15 protein-coding genes are annotated in these 17005 nt (G+C 71.6%); 2 read left to right on the top strand and 13 right to left on the bottom strand.

Annotated features, from left to right (window positions below):
* Positions 1–13: 13 nt before the first annotated feature.
* The 11 genes from VGL20_19775 to VGL20_19725 are packed head-to-tail and all read right to left on the bottom strand — an operon-like array spanning position 14 to position 11599.
* On the bottom strand, positions 14–1654 hold the full coding sequence (locus tag VGL20_19775) for a methane monooxygenase (protein ID HEY2705927.1): 1641 nt from the start codon (positions 1652–1654) through the stop codon (positions 14–16).
* Positions 1655–1663: 9 nt separating this feature from the next.
* Positions 1664–2179, bottom strand: coding sequence for a hypothetical protein (locus VGL20_19770; protein ID HEY2705926.1), 516 nt, complete (start codon positions 2177–2179; stop codon positions 1664–1666).
* Between the two features lies 1 nt (position 2180).
* On the bottom strand, positions 2181–3314 hold the full coding sequence (locus VGL20_19765; protein ID HEY2705925.1) for an MlaD family protein: 1134 nt from the start codon (positions 3312–3314) through the stop codon (positions 2181–2183).
* A 1-nt stretch (position 3315) separates the two neighbouring features.
* Complete coding sequence (locus VGL20_19760; GenBank protein ID HEY2705924.1) at positions 3316–4530, bottom strand: MlaD family protein; 1215 nt, start codon at positions 4528–4530, stop codon at positions 3316–3318.
* The gene (locus VGL20_19755; protein HEY2705923.1) at positions 4527–5708 is read right to left on the bottom strand and encodes an MlaD family protein; all 1182 of its coding nucleotides are present in this window, start codon (positions 5706–5708) and stop codon (positions 4527–4529) included. Before VGL20_19755 ends, VGL20_19760 begins: the two co-directional genes overlap by 4 nt.
* Before the next feature lie 3 nt (positions 5709–5711).
* Positions 5712–6956 (bottom strand): MlaD family protein, encoded by a 1245-nt coding sequence (locus VGL20_19750; GenBank protein HEY2705922.1) that lies wholly within the window; start codon positions 6954–6956, stop codon positions 5712–5714.
* A gap of 14 nt (positions 6957–6970) precedes the next feature.
* A complete protein-coding gene (locus VGL20_19745; protein ID HEY2705921.1) occupies positions 6971–8032 on the bottom strand; it encodes an MlaD family protein in 1062 nt (353 codons plus the stop codon).
* Between the two features lie 2 nt (positions 8033–8034).
* A complete protein-coding gene (locus VGL20_19740; protein ID HEY2705920.1) occupies positions 8035–9108 on the bottom strand; it encodes an MlaD family protein in 1074 nt (357 codons plus the stop codon).
* 16 nt (positions 9109–9124) lie between these two features.
* On the bottom strand, positions 9125–9874 hold the full coding sequence (locus VGL20_19735) for an ATP-binding cassette domain-containing protein (protein ID HEY2705919.1): 750 nt from the start codon (positions 9872–9874) through the stop codon (positions 9125–9127).
* A gap of 39 nt (positions 9875–9913) precedes the next feature.
* Positions 9914–10753 (bottom strand): ABC transporter permease, encoded by an 840-nt coding sequence (locus VGL20_19730; GenBank protein ID HEY2705918.1) that lies wholly within the window; start codon positions 10751–10753, stop codon positions 9914–9916.
* A gap of 36 nt (positions 10754–10789) precedes the next feature.
* A complete protein-coding gene (locus tag VGL20_19725; GenBank protein HEY2705917.1) occupies positions 10790–11599 on the bottom strand; it encodes an ABC transporter permease in 810 nt (269 codons plus the stop codon).
* Between the two features lie 300 nt (positions 11600–11899).
* Between VGL20_19725 and VGL20_19720 the strand changes: the two genes are divergently transcribed.
* Entirely contained in the window at positions 11900–14314 is a 2415-nt protein-coding gene (locus VGL20_19720) for an MMPL family transporter (GenBank protein HEY2705916.1), read from the top strand.
* Entirely contained in the window at positions 14311–15423 is a 1113-nt protein-coding gene (locus tag VGL20_19715; protein HEY2705915.1) for an NDMA-dependent alcohol dehydrogenase, read from the top strand. The genes VGL20_19720 and VGL20_19715 overlap by 4 nt, the downstream gene beginning before the upstream one ends.
* Before the next feature lie 36 nt (positions 15424–15459).
* On the opposite strand, the gene VGL20_19710 is transcribed toward VGL20_19715, so the two are convergent.
* Together VGL20_19710 and VGL20_19705 are read right to left on the bottom strand one after the other, a co-directional pair.
* Positions 15460–16101 (bottom strand): response regulator transcription factor, encoded by a 642-nt coding sequence (locus VGL20_19710; protein ID HEY2705914.1) that lies wholly within the window; start codon positions 16099–16101, stop codon positions 15460–15462.
* The coding region (locus VGL20_19705) for an ATP-binding protein (protein ID HEY2705913.1) at positions 16101–17005 on the bottom strand (905 nt) is incomplete at its 5' end. The genes VGL20_19705 and VGL20_19710, both read right to left, overlap by 1 nt.

The following is a 17005-nucleotide window of genomic DNA, read 5'->3' as shown; positions in this document are numbered from 1 at the left end:
GTCCCGCTCCCGGTCAGGCGTGCGCCGTTCCGTTGGCGGACGGCCGCACCGCGGGGCGCGCACCGGCCCCGATGGCGCGATCCGCCATCGCGGCGGCGTGCCAGTCGCCGCTGGGCAGGCCCATCTCCTGAGCCACGCGGATGTTCGGGCTCCTGATCTCGAGCTCACATGCCCGGATGTCGTCGAGGGTCCAGCGGTTCTCGTCCTCGAGGTGGGGCTGGCCGACCAGCGTCTTCCCGTCGGCGCGCACGAAGCCCAGGTCCCGGACCACCTCCGAGAGCTCCCAGCCGTGGTAGCGATCGAAGAAGTTGCGGTCGCCGGTGTAGCGGCCGGGGTTGGACTCGTCGAGCCACGAGCACCACTTCGAGCAGTAGAAGCGGGTGCGCTCATCCACCACGCGATGGCACATGTCCTCGTCGAGCACGCAGGGCACCATGCAGGTCCAGCAGAAGGGGGGGGACAGGTTGAGGAACGACAGCAGCAGGGTGCGGTCCTGGGGGTTTTTCGCCTCCCGGTACATCTCCCAGAAGGCGCCGTAGTCGTCGTACCAGCCCGGGTACCGGTTCTCGAGCCACTCGAAGTCGCGCTCGTCGAGCGGGTCGAAGCGCCAGAAGTGCAGCGGCCAGGCGGCGAACGCCAGCATGACGTTCTTGTGGACGAGGCCCTTGACGATCCGCTCGCGGGCGTTCTCGAAGATCTCGGGCGACAGGTTCAGCCCCAGCTTGCCGAGCTTGAGGACGTAGGCGCGATACCAGTCGTCCCGCACCCACCGGTCCCACTTGTCGAGGTACGACTCGTGGTCGGTTCGCGACCGCGAGAAGTACTCCATGATCCCGCCGCTGAAGGTGTCGAGGAACGCGTGGTTGATCCACCACGCCTGCTGAAGGTCGCGCTCGATCAGCGGTGCGTTGTGGTCGTCCTGGAGGACGGTGAGCAGGGTGGCGTAGCCGTTCGAGATGTGGCGCGCCTCGTCCGACTGCACCGACAGGTAGGTGGTGGGCAGCGTGAAGTCGCCGTTGCGCGCCGCCACGTCGGGCAGCGCGACGAAGGCCACGTTGGTGAACGCGGTCTCGGCGACGACCTGGAGCGTGAAGGCGCACTGGATGGGGTCGCCGACCATGAAGTGCGAGAGCATGTTCAGGCCGGCCGACGTCAGCGGGGTGCTCGGCAGCGCCGAGTTGGCGATGTTCCAGCCGGCGGGATCCGGGGAGTGCTTCGCGTACCAGCGCGCCAGCGACATCTGCATGCCGGTGTGCCGCACCTCGTCGACGAACTGCACGTGGTAGCCGTTGCGGAGCTCGTTGTTCGGCACCGCGTCGATGAGCATCGACATGCACCGTCCCGCGCCGATCTCCGCGAAGTTGGTCACCGACACGAAGGGCTTGAGGATCTCCTGCCACCGGAGCTCGGCCTTCGCCGGCATCTCGGCGCGCACCGCCGCGTCGTGGCCGCCGTAGACGCGCTCGTCCTTCTCCAGCTCCATCGGGAGGTACTCGCGCATGATGTGCTTCATCGGGTCCTTGGCCCGGTGCGGGAAGCGATAGCGGGTGGGATGCTTCGCCACCGGCGTCTCGTAGGTCGCCTCCCAGCCCAGCTGGGAGATGCGCTCGTGGGTGCGGGTGATGCTGCGTCGACGGCTCGATGGAGCGGCCATTCCTGATCCTCAGTGGTGCGGGTCGGGGACGTCCGCCGGGGCGTCGCCGGTGACACGCCGCGATGCGAGCGGCCGGTAGCGCTGCGACGGCGAGCGCCGGTGGGAGAGCCAGGGATAGAGGAGGGCTGCGGCCACCGATCCGGCCGCGATCTTGAGCGCGATGACCAGGCCGAAGGACACCGCCAGCGGGGTGCCGCCGGGCACGAGCAGGTGGAGGACGCCAACCGTGACGACCATCCCCGCGAAGGCGCAGGCCGCGAAGACCTGTGACTGCATGAAGCTCGGGTTGGGGGTGCGGACGCGGTACTGGACGATGAGGTAGCCGACCCCGTAGCCCATGCACACGGAGACCGGCTCGGGTGTCGCCAGCACGTAGGCGAGGGCCCGGAGCAGCTGCTTGCCGTGGCCGACGGTGAGCGCGATGACCAGTGCCGCGAACGGGTAGGTCGCCGTGCCCCACAGCGCCAGCGTCCACCGCAGCGACTCGACGGAGGGGGGGCCGGCCGCGGTCGCGGGGCGGGTCACCTCAGCCTCCGAACAGGATGGACAGCAGGGTGTCGGGGCTCGCGGGCGGTGCCGGCGCCGCCGCGCCGGAGCCGGACCCGAAGCCCCCCGGCCCGTGGCCGGTGCCGCCCAGGAAGCTGCGGATGTTGTTGCCGGCGACCGCGACCTTCAGGAAGTTCTGCCCGTCCGACCCGGTGCGCGCGAAGCTCTGCTGCAGCTCGGTGATGAGCTGGACGATGTCCGCCTGGTTGGGGACCAGGGCCCTCTCGAGCAGCGGCGTGAAGTCCGCGACCGTCCTCTCGACCGCGGCGATCGCCGGCGGGAGGCCGGTGAGCGCCCGCAGAGCGCTGTCCTCGTTCCCCTGCAGCATGTCGCGGACGGTGGCGAGGTCGGCGCTGGCCGCGCGCAGGGTGCCACCGAGGTGGGGCTCCTGGGCCGCGACGGTCCCGCCGAGACGGCCGAGCTCGCCGACCAGGGCGTCCATGTTCGACTGGGCGAGCTGCCCCATCACCGCGTGGCTGTGGTCGAGGATGCCGGCGATGTGCGCGCTGTCGGTGGAGAGCTGCTGCGAGATCGGCGTGAGCGCGGCGAGGAAGGCCCGGGTGTCGGAGGCCACGGCGCGGATGTCCTGCCCGCGGCCCGTGCTCGCGGTGCCCAGCTCGCGCATGATGGTCTGCAGCCCGGTGCGGTCGTCGCCGTTCAGCGCCGAGACCACGTCGTCGACGTAGACGGGGATGTGGTTGCGTGCCAGCGGCAGGGTGCGGTCGCTGAGCAGGTCGTTGCCGTAGCCGGGGTCGTCGATCTCGATGACCGGATGCCCGACCTGGCTGGTGGGGAGGATCTGCGCGGAGGCGGTGTCGTGGATCGGCCCCCTGCCGCTGTCGAACTCCATGTCCACATGGGCGTGACGGTCCTGGACCTCGACGCCCGAGACCTGGCCGACCACCGCGCCGTTCTCCATCACCTGCTGGCCGACGCGCACGCCGAGGGCGTCGGGGAAGTCCGCGGAGATCTTGTAGGGCGCCCTGATCGGGGGCACGACGTGCAGCCCGAGCGCGGCCACGAAGACCTCGGTGATGGCGATCACGGCGACCACGAAGACGCCGAGGCCCGCCCCGATGCACAGGGATCGGTAGAGGCGGGGATGAAGGGTCACGCTATCGGCCTCCGTACACCAGGTCCATCAGCCCCGACATGCTCGGGGCCAGCTCGGGGCCGGACGGGGCCGGCTGCGGCCGCGGTGACGGCGCGCTCGCCCCGCCGGCCGGTGCTCGCTGCACCCGAGGACCGGGGATGCCGGGCACGCCCTGGTAGCCGGGGTCGGCGAGGCTGCCGGCTCCGACGGAGACGATCAGCCGCATGAAGTAGCCGTTGAGGTCGGACGTCCCCGTGGCCGACTGGAGCTCGCCGATGAAGGCCATCAGCGCCGGCAGCTGGGGGGTGACCGCGTCCGCGATCGGCCGCGAGTGGTCGACCAGCGTGCCGATGCTGCTGGCCGCCGAGTCCAGCCCGGCGATGGTGTTGCCGAGCCCCTGGGTGCGGTCCTGGAGCACCGCGTGGCTCCGGCCCAGGGCGACGTCCGCGTGCTCGATGGCGGACTGGATGTTCCGGGTGTCACCGGCGAGCGCGCCGAGGAGGCTGTTGCCGTTCACGACCAGGCTGGTCAGCTGGCCGGAGCGCGCCGCGAGGGTGGCCGCGTCGGTGTTGAGGGTGGCGATCAGGTCGTCGAGCTGGGGCGCGTTGAAGGCCGCGAATGTGTCCGCCGTCGACGGCAGCGTCGACTCGCTCTGGCGCACCAGCATGCTGAGGTCCTCGCCCCGTCCGCGGAGCCCGGTGCCGGTCTCCCGGAGGAAGCCGGCGAGCGCGGTGCGCACCTCCGGGTTCAGGGTTTTCAGAACCTCGTCGAGCTGCACGGGGCTCACCGTCTGCTGGACCCGGAGCACCGCGCCGTCGGGCAGCTCGGGCCGGGAGGTCGAGCCCGGGTTCACCTCCAGCCAGGTCTCGCCGACCAGGTTGCGCGGGCGGACGATCGCGCTCGCGTCATCGTGGAGGCGGATGTGGTCGAAGGCGAGGCTGACGTCCGCCAGCGGCCCCGCCTGCTCGATGTCGCTGACGCGGCCGACGCGCACCCCCTTGACGGTGACGAAGTCGTTCTTGCTCAGCCCGACGACGTTCGAGAACCGCCCGTGCACCGTGTACTTGTGGACGAAGGGATTGCCCTGGACCGCGGTGACGGCGAAGACGAGATAGACGATGAAGGAGATGACCACCAGGCCGACCGTCCCGGCGATGAGGGGATGCACCCGGGTGAGGAGGACGGGGTACAGCGTGGTCTTGATCCTGGGCCCGGTCCCGGTGGGTGTGGTGCTCACTTGAACAGCTCCTTCCAGGCGTCGGCGTTGCGATCGCGCGCGCCCGGCGCCGGGGCCGCCGAGTGGGACGCGCCGGGCGGCGCGGACGGAGGGCTCGTCGACGGCGGGAAGCCGGGATCGGGGAAGCGCTGCCCGGGCACGCCCTCCTCGATCGACCCGGCGCCGAACTGCGGCAGCACGCGCAGGTAGCTGCCGAACTGGTCGCTGTCGCCGAAGCTGCGCTGCAGCTCGACCAGCAGCTGCCGGATCTGCGGAGCCGCCGGTTCGATGCGGGCGAGCAGCGGGTTGAGCTCCCCGAGCATCGAGTCGACGACGCGGAGCATCCCCGGCAGCTCGACGAAGGTGCTGCGCAGCTCGGGCACCCGCTGGGTCACCACGGTGCTCGCCGTGACCATCGTCGACGCCGCGGTCTGCAGCGCCTGGCTGACCTCGTCCCGGTGGGTGTCCAGGGTCGCGAAGGCCTGCTCCAGCTGCGGGAGCGTCCGGGTGAGCGCGGCCCGGTCGCTGGCGACCTTGGTGCCCAGGGCGTCGTAGTCGCTGATCATCGAGTCGATCGCGCCGGTGCGCTGCGAGAAGGCGGTGACCGCGGGATCGAGCGCCTCGACCGCCTGGTGGAGGGCGCCGAGGCTGGCGTTGAGGTCGGCCGCCGACTGCCCGTCGAGTCCGGTCCTCGCCTGGGTGACCAGGGTGCGGATCTCCGCCCGCGTGGTGGCGTCGAGGGTGTCGACCACGGTGTCGATGCCGACCGCAGGTATGGTCTCGCTGACCGGGATCGCCGCGCCGTCGGGAAGCGCCGGGGCGCCGGCGGGCCCGTCGACGATCTTCACGTACTGCTCGGCGAACAGCCCCGAGGAGTGGACGCTGAACCGCGCCCCGCGGTGGAGCGGCGCGTGGTCCGGGGTGATCCCGAGATTGACGTCCACCGCGCGGGCCGCGTAGTTGGGGCTGAGGTCGTCGACCTGCCCCACGGTCACGCCGTTCAGCTTCACCGTCTGGTGGTCGTAGAGGGTGTTGACGTCCGCGAGGGTGACGTGGACGTGGTAGCCGCGCTGATCGACGAACTTCGCGAAGCCCTCCACGGCGACGGCGATGACGAAGAGGATCAGCGCGAAGGCGGCCAGGGTTCCGGCCACCTGTCCGGAGGAGGTGAAGGTCAGCCAGTGGAGGGTCCGTCGCATCGGTCACATCTCCCCGAAGAGAAGGGTCCAGAGAGCCGGGTCGGGGACGGCGCCGGGACGCGCCGACGCCCCCGCCGGTCCCGATGCGGGAGCGCCGGGCAGCCCGGGGAGGCCGAAGAAGCCGGGGGCCTGGTCACCCTCCCCCCCGACCGGGGTGTTCGGCGCGGGCCGGCGATCGCCGTTCGACGTGGTGGTGAGGTTGTTGGGGCCGCCGCCGAGGGCGAAGACGCGGAGCCAGTGCCCGTTGGCGTCGGTGAAGCCCCAGGTCGAGCGCACCTCGGGGATCAGCTGGGTCAGGCTGGGGGCCGCCGGGCGCACCTGGGCCGCGGTCGGGCCCAGGGTCGACCCCAGCCCCGTCACCCGGTCCAGTGCCGGGGGCGCGGCGTTGAGCGTGTCGCGAATCCCCGCCTGCGTCGGGGGGTTGAGGATGTCGGAGAACGCGGTGCTCAGACGGTCTCCCTGGTCGATCACGGTGAGCAGCGGCGCCCGATCGTCGTTCAGCGACCGGACCGCGCTGTTGGCCCGGTCCACGAGCCGGGCCAGGTCGCCCTGCTGCGCCGCCAGGTCACGGGTCACGCCGTCGGCGGCGCCGACCAGGTGCTGGACGTCGGCGGCCCGCTTCGCCACCGCACCGGTGGCCGGCTCCATGTCGGTCACCAGGGTGCGCAGGTCGCGGATGGCGGTGTTGATGTCCGCGCCTCGCCCCGCCGTGCCCGTGGCCATGGAGGAGATGAGGACGCCGAGGTCGCTCCGGGTGTGGGGATCCATCATGTTGAGGACGTCGGTGAGCTCGACACTCAGCGTGCCCCTGCTCGCCAGCGTCGATCCCGACGGCAGCTCCGGCTCCAAGACGGATCCCGGGTCGATGTTGACGAAGCGCTCACCGAGCAGGCTCTTGATCCGGATCGAGGCGGTGGCGTCGCGGTGGATGTGCTGCCACCGGTCGAACAGGCGCATGGTGATCCGGGCGCCCTGGGGGGTGAGCGTCACCTCGTCGACGCGGCCGGCCGTCGCCCCGCTCATGGTCACCTGGCTGTCCGGGATGACGTCCTGGGCGTCGGCAAGGATCGCGGAGACCGTGTACTCCGGCACCAGGGGAAGCTGGGTGCCGATGAGGTGGGTGGTGGCGAGGATGCCGGCGAAGCACGCGACCACGAAGCAGGCGGTGGCGGCGGTCTTCCCCGCGACGGTCAGATGTGCCCTGTCGTCGAAGTGGGTCTGGCTGGAGTGGCGCTCGTGCGGTGCCATCGGTTCCCTCCTCCTCAGTGCGCCGGCTTGGGGAGGCTGCAGGGAGGGGCACCCGGGCCACCCGTGCTCACCACCGAGCTGCAGTCGTACCGGTCGTAGACGCGGAGGTAGTACCCGTTCGCATCCTGCGCGCTGAAGCTGCTGCGCAGCTGCGGGATGAGGCCCCGGATCTGCGCGGTCTCGGGCGCGACTCCGTTGACGTCCGCGTCGGCAAGGTGCAGGAACCGCTGCAGCTCGTCCAGCAGCGCCGGGGCGTCCGCGACCAGCTGCCGCGCGTCGCTGCCCTCGCCGGCGATGGCGGTGGCGAGGAGGTTGAGGCTCCGGTCCGCCTGCACGACCGTCTGGGTGATGACGTCGCGGTCGTCGGCGAGCGCACCGGCCAGCCGTGCGGACGAGTTCACCGCGGCGTCGAGGCGGGTGTGGTTCTGCGCCAGGCTGGTCAGCAGGCTGTCCGAGGTGGCCAGGAGGTGGTCGATCGACCGCGAGCGGGAGTCGAGGACGAGCAGCGTGCTCGCCAGCGTCTTCTCCAGCTGCGGCAGCCTGGCCAGCAGGTCGTTGACGGTCGAGCCGCGGCCGCGCAGCGCGGCACCGCCACCCTGGAGGAGGTAGTCGATCTTCGTGCGGGTGTCGGCGTCGATGATGTCGAGGAGCTGCGAGATCTCGATGGGGACGCTGGTCCGGGCGGCGGGGATCATGCCTCCCGCCGGGATCGGCCGCGCCGACTCGGTGCCGGGATCGACGTCGACGTACTTGTCGCCGATCAGCGTGTACGGACGCACCCGGGCGGAGGCGTCGGCGTGCAGCGGCGCCTGCTTCGAGTCGATGAGCATCGAGACGATGACGTGGCCGTCGTGGGTGGCGTCGACGCCCGTCACCTTGCCCACCTGGACCCCGTGGATCCGGACGTCCTGGTCGTTGAGCAGCATGTCGGAGTTGCGGAACTCCGCCCTGACCTGGTAGCGCGACGCGAACAGCGAGCCGGTGTGGTTCATCTGCATGGCCATGTAGAGGGCGAGCGCGGTGAGGCCCAGGGCGAAGACGACGAACTGGGCGAGGTGCCTGATGTCGAACCGCATCGTCAGCGCCCCCCGGTCAGGAACTGCATGATCTGGCTCTGCGACAGCGCCGCACCCTGGGGGGCGGCCGGGCTGATCGCCTCCGGCGAGCCGGTGACGGTCAGCGCCAGGCGGTTGCCCTCGGGGAACGGTCCGAAGGTGCCGTCGGCCACCTGCCGGAGGAGCTGCTGGATGGTGGGCATGTCGCCCTGGAATGCCGCCAGGGTCGGGTCGAGCGCGGAGAGGAGGCCCCGCAGCTTGACCGACAGTCCGGGGAGGCGCTGCAGCGCGTCGCGGAACTGGCCCTGGTGCCCGCCCACCGCGGTGCCGAAGTCGTCGAGCACCGCTCCCAGCCGCTGGAGGAGGCTGCGCAGCTGCTGATCCCGGTCGGCCACCGCCGTGCTCACCGCGGCGGCGTTGCCGGCGAACTGGTCGAGGGTGCCCCCCTGCCGCTGCAGGCCGTCGAGGGCGGAGATCACGGTGTCGAGGTTGGCGACAACCGACCCGATGCTGTCGTTCTGGGTCTGCAGGGTGGTGGCCAGGCCCTGCGCCCTGTCGACGAGGCCGAGCAGCTCCTCGATGTCGTGGTTGGCGGTGGTGCCGGTGCCCACCAGGCCGACACCGAGCTCGTCGAGGAAGCTCTTCAGCCCGGCCCGCGTCGGGGCGTCGAAGGAGTCGCCGATCGACTCCAGCTCGACGGTGGGGTTGCCCTTCCCCTGCAGCCATCCGCCCTCGCCGAGGGGCCGTCCCTGGGTGCCCAGCCGCAGCTCGACGAACTTCTCGCCGGCGAGCCCGCGCGGCCGGATGAAGGCGGTGGTGTCGTCGAGCACCGGCCTCACCCGCTCGGTGACCCCGAGGGTGAGCACCGCGGCATGGTTGCGGTTGTCGACCTCGAGCGCCTCCACCTTGCCGGCGGGGACGCCCGCGATGGAGACGCGGCTGCCCATCACCAGGCCCTGGGTGTCGTCGAAGCGCACCTTCACGTGGTAGGGGAAGTCGCCGGCGAACACGCCGTTCACACGGGCCAGGCCGATCGTCCCCGCGCAGAGGGCCACGGCGGCGAGGATGGTGTAGATGCCGATGGTACGCGGACGCACGCTCTGATCTCCCCCCTCAGTCCATCGTGAGCGGGCCCTCGGAGGCCCCGTGCATGAACTGGTGAACAAACGGGTCGTCGGACGCGTAGACCTGCTCGCGCGGCCCGAACTGCCGGACCACCCCGCCCCAGAGGATGGCGATGTTGTGGCCGGTCTTGGCCACCTCGTTGACGTCGTGCGAGACGATGACGTAGGTGCCGCCCTTCGCCTTCCAGGTGTCCTCGATGAGGTCGCAGAGCAGCCGGGTGCGCACCGGGTCGAGGCCCGAGTCCGGCTCGTCGAAGAGCAGCAGCTCGGGGTCGAGGACGATGGCCCGGGCCAGCCCCGCGCGCTTGCGCATGCCGCCGCTCAGCTGGCTGGGCATCCGGTTCTCCGCCCCGGCCAGCCCCACCTCCTTGAGACGCGCCTTGACGATCTCCCGGATCCGGCCCTCGCTGAGGTTGGTGTGCTTGCGCAGCGGCAGCGCCACATTGTCGTAGAGGTTGATGGAGCTGAAGAGCGCGCCGTCCTGGAAGAGCATGCCCATCCGGCGGCGCATGTCGTTCAGCTCCTTCATGTTGCGGTCGGCCACCGGCCGGCCGTCGACCATGAGGCTGCCGCCGTCGGGCATGAGCAGCCCGATGACGTGAGCGAGGAACACGCTCTTCCCCGTGCCCGACGGCCCCATGATGATCGTGATCTCGCCCTCGGGAATCCTCAGGTTGACGTCGTCGAGCACGACGTTGGTGTCGAACTGCTTGCGAAGGTGCTCGGCGATCACTTGCATCGGCGTACTCTCTCGGATGTCACTTCACGCATGTCCGCGCTACGGCACCGGGGTGTGCGGGTTCACACCCCAGAAGACCTGGGTGAAGATGGAGTTGAAGATGATCACGAAGATCATCGAGATGCCCGTGGTCTTGGCGGCGGCCCGGCCGACACCGTCGGACCCGCCGGTGACGTTGTACCCGTAGTAGATCCCGCACGAGATCGTGCAGAGCGCGAAGCTCATCGCCTTGACCAGTGAGTACACGAGGTCGAGGGGGTTCATGAAGCGCCAGAAGTAGTCGAGGTAGATGCCCCGCGACAGGGCCTGGATCTGGAGGATCTGCACCACGAAGGACGCGACGAAGCTCGAGGCGAGCGCGGCCACGTGGAGGAGCGGGAGCACCAGCAGGCAGGCGAGGACGCGGGTGCTCACGAGGTAGTCGATGGTGTTGACGCCCAGGGTCTTGAGGGCGTCGATCTCCTGCGAGATGCGCATCGTGCCCAGCTCGGCGGCGAGGCCGCAGCCCACCTTGGCGCCGATGGCGAAGCCGAAGTAGATGGGGGTGCACTCGCGCAGGTCGCAGAAGGCGTCGAAGACTCCCCCCAGGTCCTGGACGCCGATGATCTTCAGCGAGTACCACGACTCCAGCCCGCACTCGCTGCCCATGAAGTAGTTGATGACCACCACCACCGGCAGCGTCGACAGCGCCACGTAGGCCGCGAAGCGGATGAACTCCTCGAAGTGCCGGTGCACGTGGCGGATGCCCCAGAGGGCGCGGGCGAAGAAGAGGGTGATCTCGCCGAGCTCGCCCAGGGCGACGGCGGTCTTGCGGCCGGCGGCGGTCGCCGGCCCCAGCAGGGCGCCGCCGCGGGGGGCGCCGATGGGCACATCAGCCATGGTGCGCAGCCCTCATCAGGTGCATGTGCATTCCCATCACTTGAGCACGTTGACGGAGCTGTTGAGCGCCATGAGGATCGACGTGGCGAGGTAGTTGACGGCCATGGCGACGATGATCGAGGTGACCACCGCCTCGTTCACGGCGCGCCCCACGCCCCGGCCCCCGCCCGCGGCGCTCATCCCCTTGTAGCAGGCGATGATGCCGCCGAACATGCCGAAGCACGCGCACTTCACCAGCCCGATCAGGAGGTCGACCGGCGTCGTGTTGTTGAAGAAGTCGTGCCAGTAGCCGCCCGACGAGGCCCCGCGCAGGTAGACGGCGGTGCCCCAGCCGGTGAACAGGCTGGTGACCATCATCGGGAAGAGCATGGCGCTGGTCATGAGCATCATCGACAGCACCCGTGGAGCGACCATCTCGCGGACCACGTCGATGCCCAGGGTGCTCATCGCCGCGAGCTCGTCGCGCACCTTCCGCGCCCCGAGGTCGGCGACGATGGCGGTGCCCGCGACCCCCATCGCGATGTCGCCCATCACGAAGGAGTCGAACTCGCGGATGTGGCTCATGGCCTCGAAGTCGCCGAGCCGCCACGACGCCTGCGCCAGCTGGAGGATGTTCCCCGCCTCGAGCGAGACCATCACCCCCCAGCCGAGGCCGATCAGGCAGACGGGCAGCATCATCCGCTTGAAGAAGACGTCGGCCTGGTGCACGAACTCGTCCCAGGCGACGCCGCGGCGCAGTGATCGGAAGGTCGCGCCTCCGAGCAGGACCATCTCCCCGAGAGCCGCGAGACCCTTCTTCCCGGGGCGCAGCCCGCGCTGCATGATCGCCCCGAGCTCCTCCGTCACCGGGGGATGCAGGGTCCTGTCTGCGACATCTGCAGTGCCGACCGCCATGCTCCGGCCTCCCCCGAGTTCCTGCCACACAACGCACTTGGCGCCCGATCCGATTCTGAGTGGCCCTCGTCGGGGCGGGCAATCGCTCCTTCCGGCCGGGGGTCACGCCGATTCGGGGGAGCGCACGGATCCCCCGGAATGACCGGCCGGCTGGAACGGGGGCTGTCCGCAGGCGGGCGCACCGTCCCGTTAATGGAGCGTGCGGGGGCCGTTCCTCGCCGCTGTGGCCGCAATTCACGTTGTTGGGATCGCATGACACGGCTCCGCCTGCTCGTCTGCTTCGCGGTGGCCGCCGTCCTCCTGGGCGCGGCGGGGTTCGGGGCCACACGTCTCGGTCTCGACGCCCGCACCGCGACGCTCGCACCCGCGTCGCAGGCCAGCGACGCTACCGCGGAGTACGCTCGCAGCTTCGGCGGCGACCCGGTCGTGGTGCTCGTGCAGGCGCCATGGCAGGTGGCCACCGGCACGCGGAACCTCATCATCCTGGCCAGCCTCGAGGGCCGGCTCCAGCACGTTCCCGGCGTGCGCGCGGTGGAGGGCCCCGGGACGCTGGTGAACTCCGCGGCCACGGCCGCGCTCGACGTCGCCCTGACCGCGCTGCGCGCCGACGCGAAGACCGCCGGTGACGCCGCGCGCGCCACCGCGCAGAAGGCGGGGAGGTCGGCGGCCGACGCCGAGGCCGCGGCCCGCGCGGAGGAGGTGGCCACGCTGCGGCGCGACACCGTGTCGCTGCTCGACCGCTTCCCCCAGATCAGGGAGACGGGGGTGCCGAGCCTCGACAACCCCCGCTTCGTCTCCGCCTTCCTCTTCCGGCGCGACGGGTCGGTCAAGCCGCTGTACCGGTCGTTCTTCCCGCGGCCGGGGGCGACGCTGGTGGCGGTGCGCCTCGCCGACAACGCGGGCCTGGGCACGGTGCGCCAGCTGCGCGACACCGTCACCGCCACGCTCCGGCAGTTCCCGCTGCAGGGCGCCCAGGTGGTGGTGAGCGGGGCCCCGGTGGTGGAGGAGGCGCTGACACGCGCGTCGGCGACCGACCTCCGCGCCGTGCTCCCCGTGGCCGCGATCGCGATGATCGCCATCCTCCTTCTTCTCCTGCGCGGGCGGTTCGCGCTCCTGCCGGTGCCGGTGGCCCTGGCGGGCGTGGTCTACACCGCCGGTGCCCTCGACCTGCTGCGCCGGCCCACCACGCTCGCCGCCATTGCCGCGGTGCCGATCCTGCTCGGGCTCATCACCGACTACGTGGTCCAACTCGGCGCCGGCGGCGCACGCGAGGACGGGGCGGCGACGATGGCCACCGTCCGCCGGCGGGCCCGCGCGCTGGGCCTGGCCGCGGGCGCCACGGCCGCCGGCGCCCTGGTGCTCGTGGTGTCGCCCATCCCGGTGGTCAGGTCGATCGGGATGGTGGTGGCGATCGGGGTCGCCTGCGGCCTCCTGGCGCTCCTGCTCATCGCCGTCCCCCTCCTGGTGCGGGGACGCATCGGCGCGGGCGGCGGCACCCGCGCGCGGCTCCAGCGGATCACCGGGTGCATCGGCGCCGCCGGCATGCGCCGGTCCACCGCGGTGCTGGCGGTCGCCCTGATCACCGGGGCGGCGGGCCTCGCCCTGGCGCCCCTGCAGCGCACCACCACCGACATCCGGAACTTCGCGAGCAGCGGCCTCCCCGCGCTGCGCGACCTGGGCACCCTGGAGCGCGCCACCGGGGCCGGGGCGGAGATCGCCGTGCTCGTCGACGCCCCGGACGTCACCGCCCCGGCGGTGACAGCCTGGATGCTGGCGGCGGAGAAGCGGCTCGCCGGCCTGCTGCCCGCGGGCGCGCCGCCGCCGGTCTCGATCGCCGACCTGCTCGTCACCGTGAACCAGGGGAAGGTCCCGGACCCCGCCACCCAGCGGCAGATCCTGGCCGGCCTCCCCCCCTACCTCGTCCAGAACCTCGTGACCGCCGACCGGCGCCACGCGTCGGTCGCCATCGGCATCCCGCTGCAGGACCTCGCCCAGCAGGAGAGGCTGCTGGCGCGGATGCGCGACACCCTGTCGCCGCCGCCCGGAGCCAACGCCCGGCTCGCCGGCGACGCGGTGCTCGCCGCCGACGGCGAGGCCGGCCTGGCGAGCAGCGGGCTGCTCATGGACCTGCTCGCCCTCGCCGCGGTGGGCGCGGTGCTCCTGCTCGTCACCCGGAGCGCGCGGCGGACGGTGGTCGGGCTGGTGCCGATGGTGCTCGCCACCGGCTGGACGACGCTGGTGGTGGTGGCGCTGCGCATCCAGGTCAACCCCATCACCGCGGTGCTCGGCGCCCTGGTGATCGCGCTCGCCACCGAGTTCTCGGTGATCTGGTCGGCGCGGTTCCGCGAGGCGCTGGCCGCGGGGCTGGCCCCGGCGGAGGCGGCGGCCACCACGTCGGCACGGACCGGCTCGGCGATCGCCGTGTCCGGCCTCACCCTGTGCGCCGGCTTCCTCGCCCTGGCGGTGAGCAGCTCGCCGCTGCTGCGCAGCTTCGGGCTGGTGGCGGGACTGGGTGTGGCGGCGGCGGTGCTCGCCGTGCTCCTCCTCTGCCCGCCGCTCTGCATCCGGCTGCTCGCCCCCGCCCATGCACGAGCAACCAGCGGGGCCGCCAGCGCGACCCCGGGTCACACCCTGAGCTACGACACCGTCGGAGGAGGCAATCGATGAAGGTGGAAGCCGCGGTCCTGTGGGGGCTGAACCAGCCCTGGAGCGTCGAGGAGGTCGAGCTCGACCGGCCCTCCGAGGGGGAGGTGCTGGTCCGGCTCGCCAGCTCCGGGCTGTGTCACTCCGACGAGCACCTGGTCACCGGCGACATCCCCATCCCCTTCCCCGTGGTCGGCGGCCACGAGGGCGCGGGCGTGGTCGAGGAGGTCGGCCCCAACGTCAGCGTGGTGGCCCCCGGCGACCACGTCGTGCTCTCGTTCCTGCCGTCCTGCGGCCGGTGCACCTGGTGCGCGAGCGGGCGCACCAACCTCTGCGACCTCGGAGCCAACATCATCCTCGGGCCCCAGCTCGACGGCACCTACCGCTTCCACGCCGGCGGCGAGGGGGTCGGCCAGATGTGCCTGCTCGGCACCTTCAGCCCCTACACCGTGGTGCCCGCGGCGTCGCTGGTGAAGATCGACGACGACATCCCCCTCCACGTCGCGTCACTGGTCGGCTGTGGCGTGACCACCGGCTTCGGCACCGCGGTGAACAGTGCCGGGGTGCGTCCCGGCGACACGGTGGTGGTGATGGGCATCGGCGGCATCGGCGCCAGCGCGGTGCAGGGTGCGCGCTGCGCCGGCGCCCAGCACATCGTGGCGCTCGACCCGGTTCCCTTCAAGCGCGAGAAGGCCGAGGAGCTCGGCGCCACCCACACCGCCGCCACCTACGACGAGGCCTGGGCGATCGTCAGCGAGCTGACCCGCGGCCAGCTCGCCCAGAGCTGCCTGATCACCACCGACGTCGCCGAGGGGGCGTACGTCCGCCAGGCGCTCAGCCTGGTGGGGAAGCGGGGCAGGGTGGTGGTCACCTCGATCGCCCATCCCGAGGACACCACCGCGGACATGTCGCTCTTCGAGCTGACCATGTACGAGAAGGAGGTGAGGGGCGCGCTCTTCGGCTCCTCGAACGCCCAGGTCGAGATCCCGCGGATCCTCAACCTCTACCGCCAGGGACAGGTGAAGCTCGACGAGCTGGTGACCACCACCTACACGCTGCGCGACATCAACCAGGGCTACGAGGACATGCGGAGCGGCCGGAACATCCGCGGCATGGTCATGTACGGCGAGTGACCGTACCGGCGCGGGCTGCCGCCCCGCCCCTCCTCCTCAGGCGAGGATGCCCCCCTGGAGGGCCTGGTTCACCGCGGCCGCCCGGCTGCTGACGCCCATGCGGTGGAGGAGGTTCGCGATCTCGTGGGTGACCGCCGTCGGGGTCTTCCCCACGATGCTGGCGATCTCCTTGTCGGTGAGGCCGTCGGCCAGCAGGGCGAGGAGGCGGGAGTCCTTCGCCCCCCGCTCGTCCTCGCGCGAGAGGAGGGCGTCCACGATGGCGTTGCCGAGACGGGGGTCGAGGTAGAGCTCCCCGGTCTCGAGACAGGCGAGCGCGGACAGGAGGCCGCGTGACCCCGCCGCCTTGAGGACGAACCCCCGCGCCCCGGTCGCCAGCGCGCGCCGCAGCGGCCCGGAGCCGGGGAAGGCGGTGAGCACCACGCCGTCGAGGGGCGGCTCCTGCAGGCGTCCCTCACGGATGACCTCGATCCCGGAGCCGTCGCTGAGCTCGAGGTCGACGATGAGGTAGCGTACGGTGCCGCGCAGCGCGCGGATACGGGTGCGCGCCTCGGCCACGGTGCCGGCCTCGGCGACCACCTCGAAGCGACCGTCCGACCGGAGGTAGCTGCGGATCCCCTCCCGGACGACGGTGTGGTCATCGACGATCATGACCCCGGGAAGCGGGGGATGGGCGCCCATCACAGCGGTCCCGGCACCGACACCCGGAGGGTGTGGCCGCCGTCGTCGTTCTGGCTCAGGCTCAGCCAGCCGCCCCACTGCGCGAGGCGCCGCCTCAGGTCGGAGAGCCCGAAGCAGGTGCCGCGGCGGCCCCCGCCGGCACGTCCGCTGGCGCGCTGGGAGCCGTCGTCCCGCACCTCGAGGCGGATCAGCGCCTCGGAGTGCTGCAGCCAGAGCACCACGTTGCGCGCCGCCCCGTGCTTGACGGCGTTGGTGATCCCCTCCCGGACGACGGCGAGCAGGAGGTCCCACACCGGCGAGCCGGTGCCGAACTTCTGCCAGTCGCCGGTGACCCCGATCTCGCAGGCGTACAGCTCACGCAGGTGGGCGACGAGGGCGCCGACGCGGTTGGGGGTCGGATCGGCCCCCTCGCTGGCCCGTGCCGCATCGATGACGTGCCGGATCTCCTCGCTGCCGAACGCGGCCAGCTGCTCGATCCGGGTGATGGCCGCGTCGGCCGTCGCCTCCGTCCTGGCCTGGGCGCACTCGTTGCCGATGGCATAGAGGAGCTGCGCCGTGGTGTCGTGGAGGCGCCGCGCCACCCGCAGACGCTCGGCCTGCACCGCCGCAGAGGTGCCGTCCGACACCAGCTGGGCGAGCCGCAGGCCGAGCGCCGCCTCCCGGGTGAAGGCGTCGACGTGGGCGCGCTGGTCCCTGCTGAGGGTGAAGCGGTGCCCCCACCGGTCGACGCAGAGGATGCCGAGGACGGAGCCGCCGCTGACCATGGGGGCCGCCGCCAGCGACGACAGGCCGAAGTGCTCGATGAGGTGCTCGGGGATCGAGCTGTCCTCGCGGACGTACTCGGAGCAGGCCACGCTGCCGTCCCTGATCGCCCGGTCGAGGAGGAGCACCTCACTGCGCGGCT

The sequence above is a fragment of the Candidatus Dormiibacterota bacterium genome (assembly GCA_036495095.1).
Lineage (GTDB): Bacteria > Chloroflexota > Dormibacteria > Aeolococcales > Aeolococcaceae > CF-96.
Note: the sequence above shows the minus strand (reverse complement) of the source record. Positions and strands in the feature narration are given on the sequence as shown.

Excerpts from the sequence above, each read along its gene's own strand:
- VGL20_19775 (HEY2705927.1), bottom strand. The coding sequence starts at position 1,654 with ATGGCCGCTCCATCGAGCCGTCGACGCAGCATCACCCGCACCCACGAG.
- VGL20_19755 (HEY2705923.1), bottom strand. The coding sequence starts at position 5,708 with ATGCGACGGACCCTCCACTGGCTGACCTTCACCTCCTCCGGACAGGTG.
- VGL20_19750 (HEY2705922.1), bottom strand. The coding sequence starts at position 6,956 with ATGGCACCGCACGAGCGCCACTCCAGCCAGACCCACTTCGACGACAGG.
- VGL20_19745 (HEY2705921.1), bottom strand. The coding sequence starts at position 8,032 with ATGCGGTTCGACATCAGGCACCTCGCCCAGTTCGTCGTCTTCGCCCTG.
- VGL20_19735 (HEY2705919.1), bottom strand. The coding sequence starts at position 9,874 with ATGCAAGTGATCGCCGAGCACCTTCGCAAGCAGTTCGACACCAACGTC.
- VGL20_19730 (HEY2705918.1), bottom strand. The coding sequence starts at position 10,753 with ATGGCTGATGTGCCCATCGGCGCCCCCCGCGGCGGCGCCCTGCTGGGG.
- VGL20_19720 (HEY2705916.1), top strand. The coding sequence starts at position 11,900 with ATGACACGGCTCCGCCTGCTCGTCTGCTTCGCGGTGGCCGCCGTCCTC.
- VGL20_19715 (HEY2705915.1), top strand. The coding sequence starts at position 14,311 with ATGAAGGTGGAAGCCGCGGTCCTGTGGGGGCTGAACCAGCCCTGGAGC.
- VGL20_19710 (HEY2705914.1), bottom strand. The coding sequence starts at position 16,101 with ATGGGCGCCCATCCCCCGCTTCCCGGGGTCATGATCGTCGATGACCAC.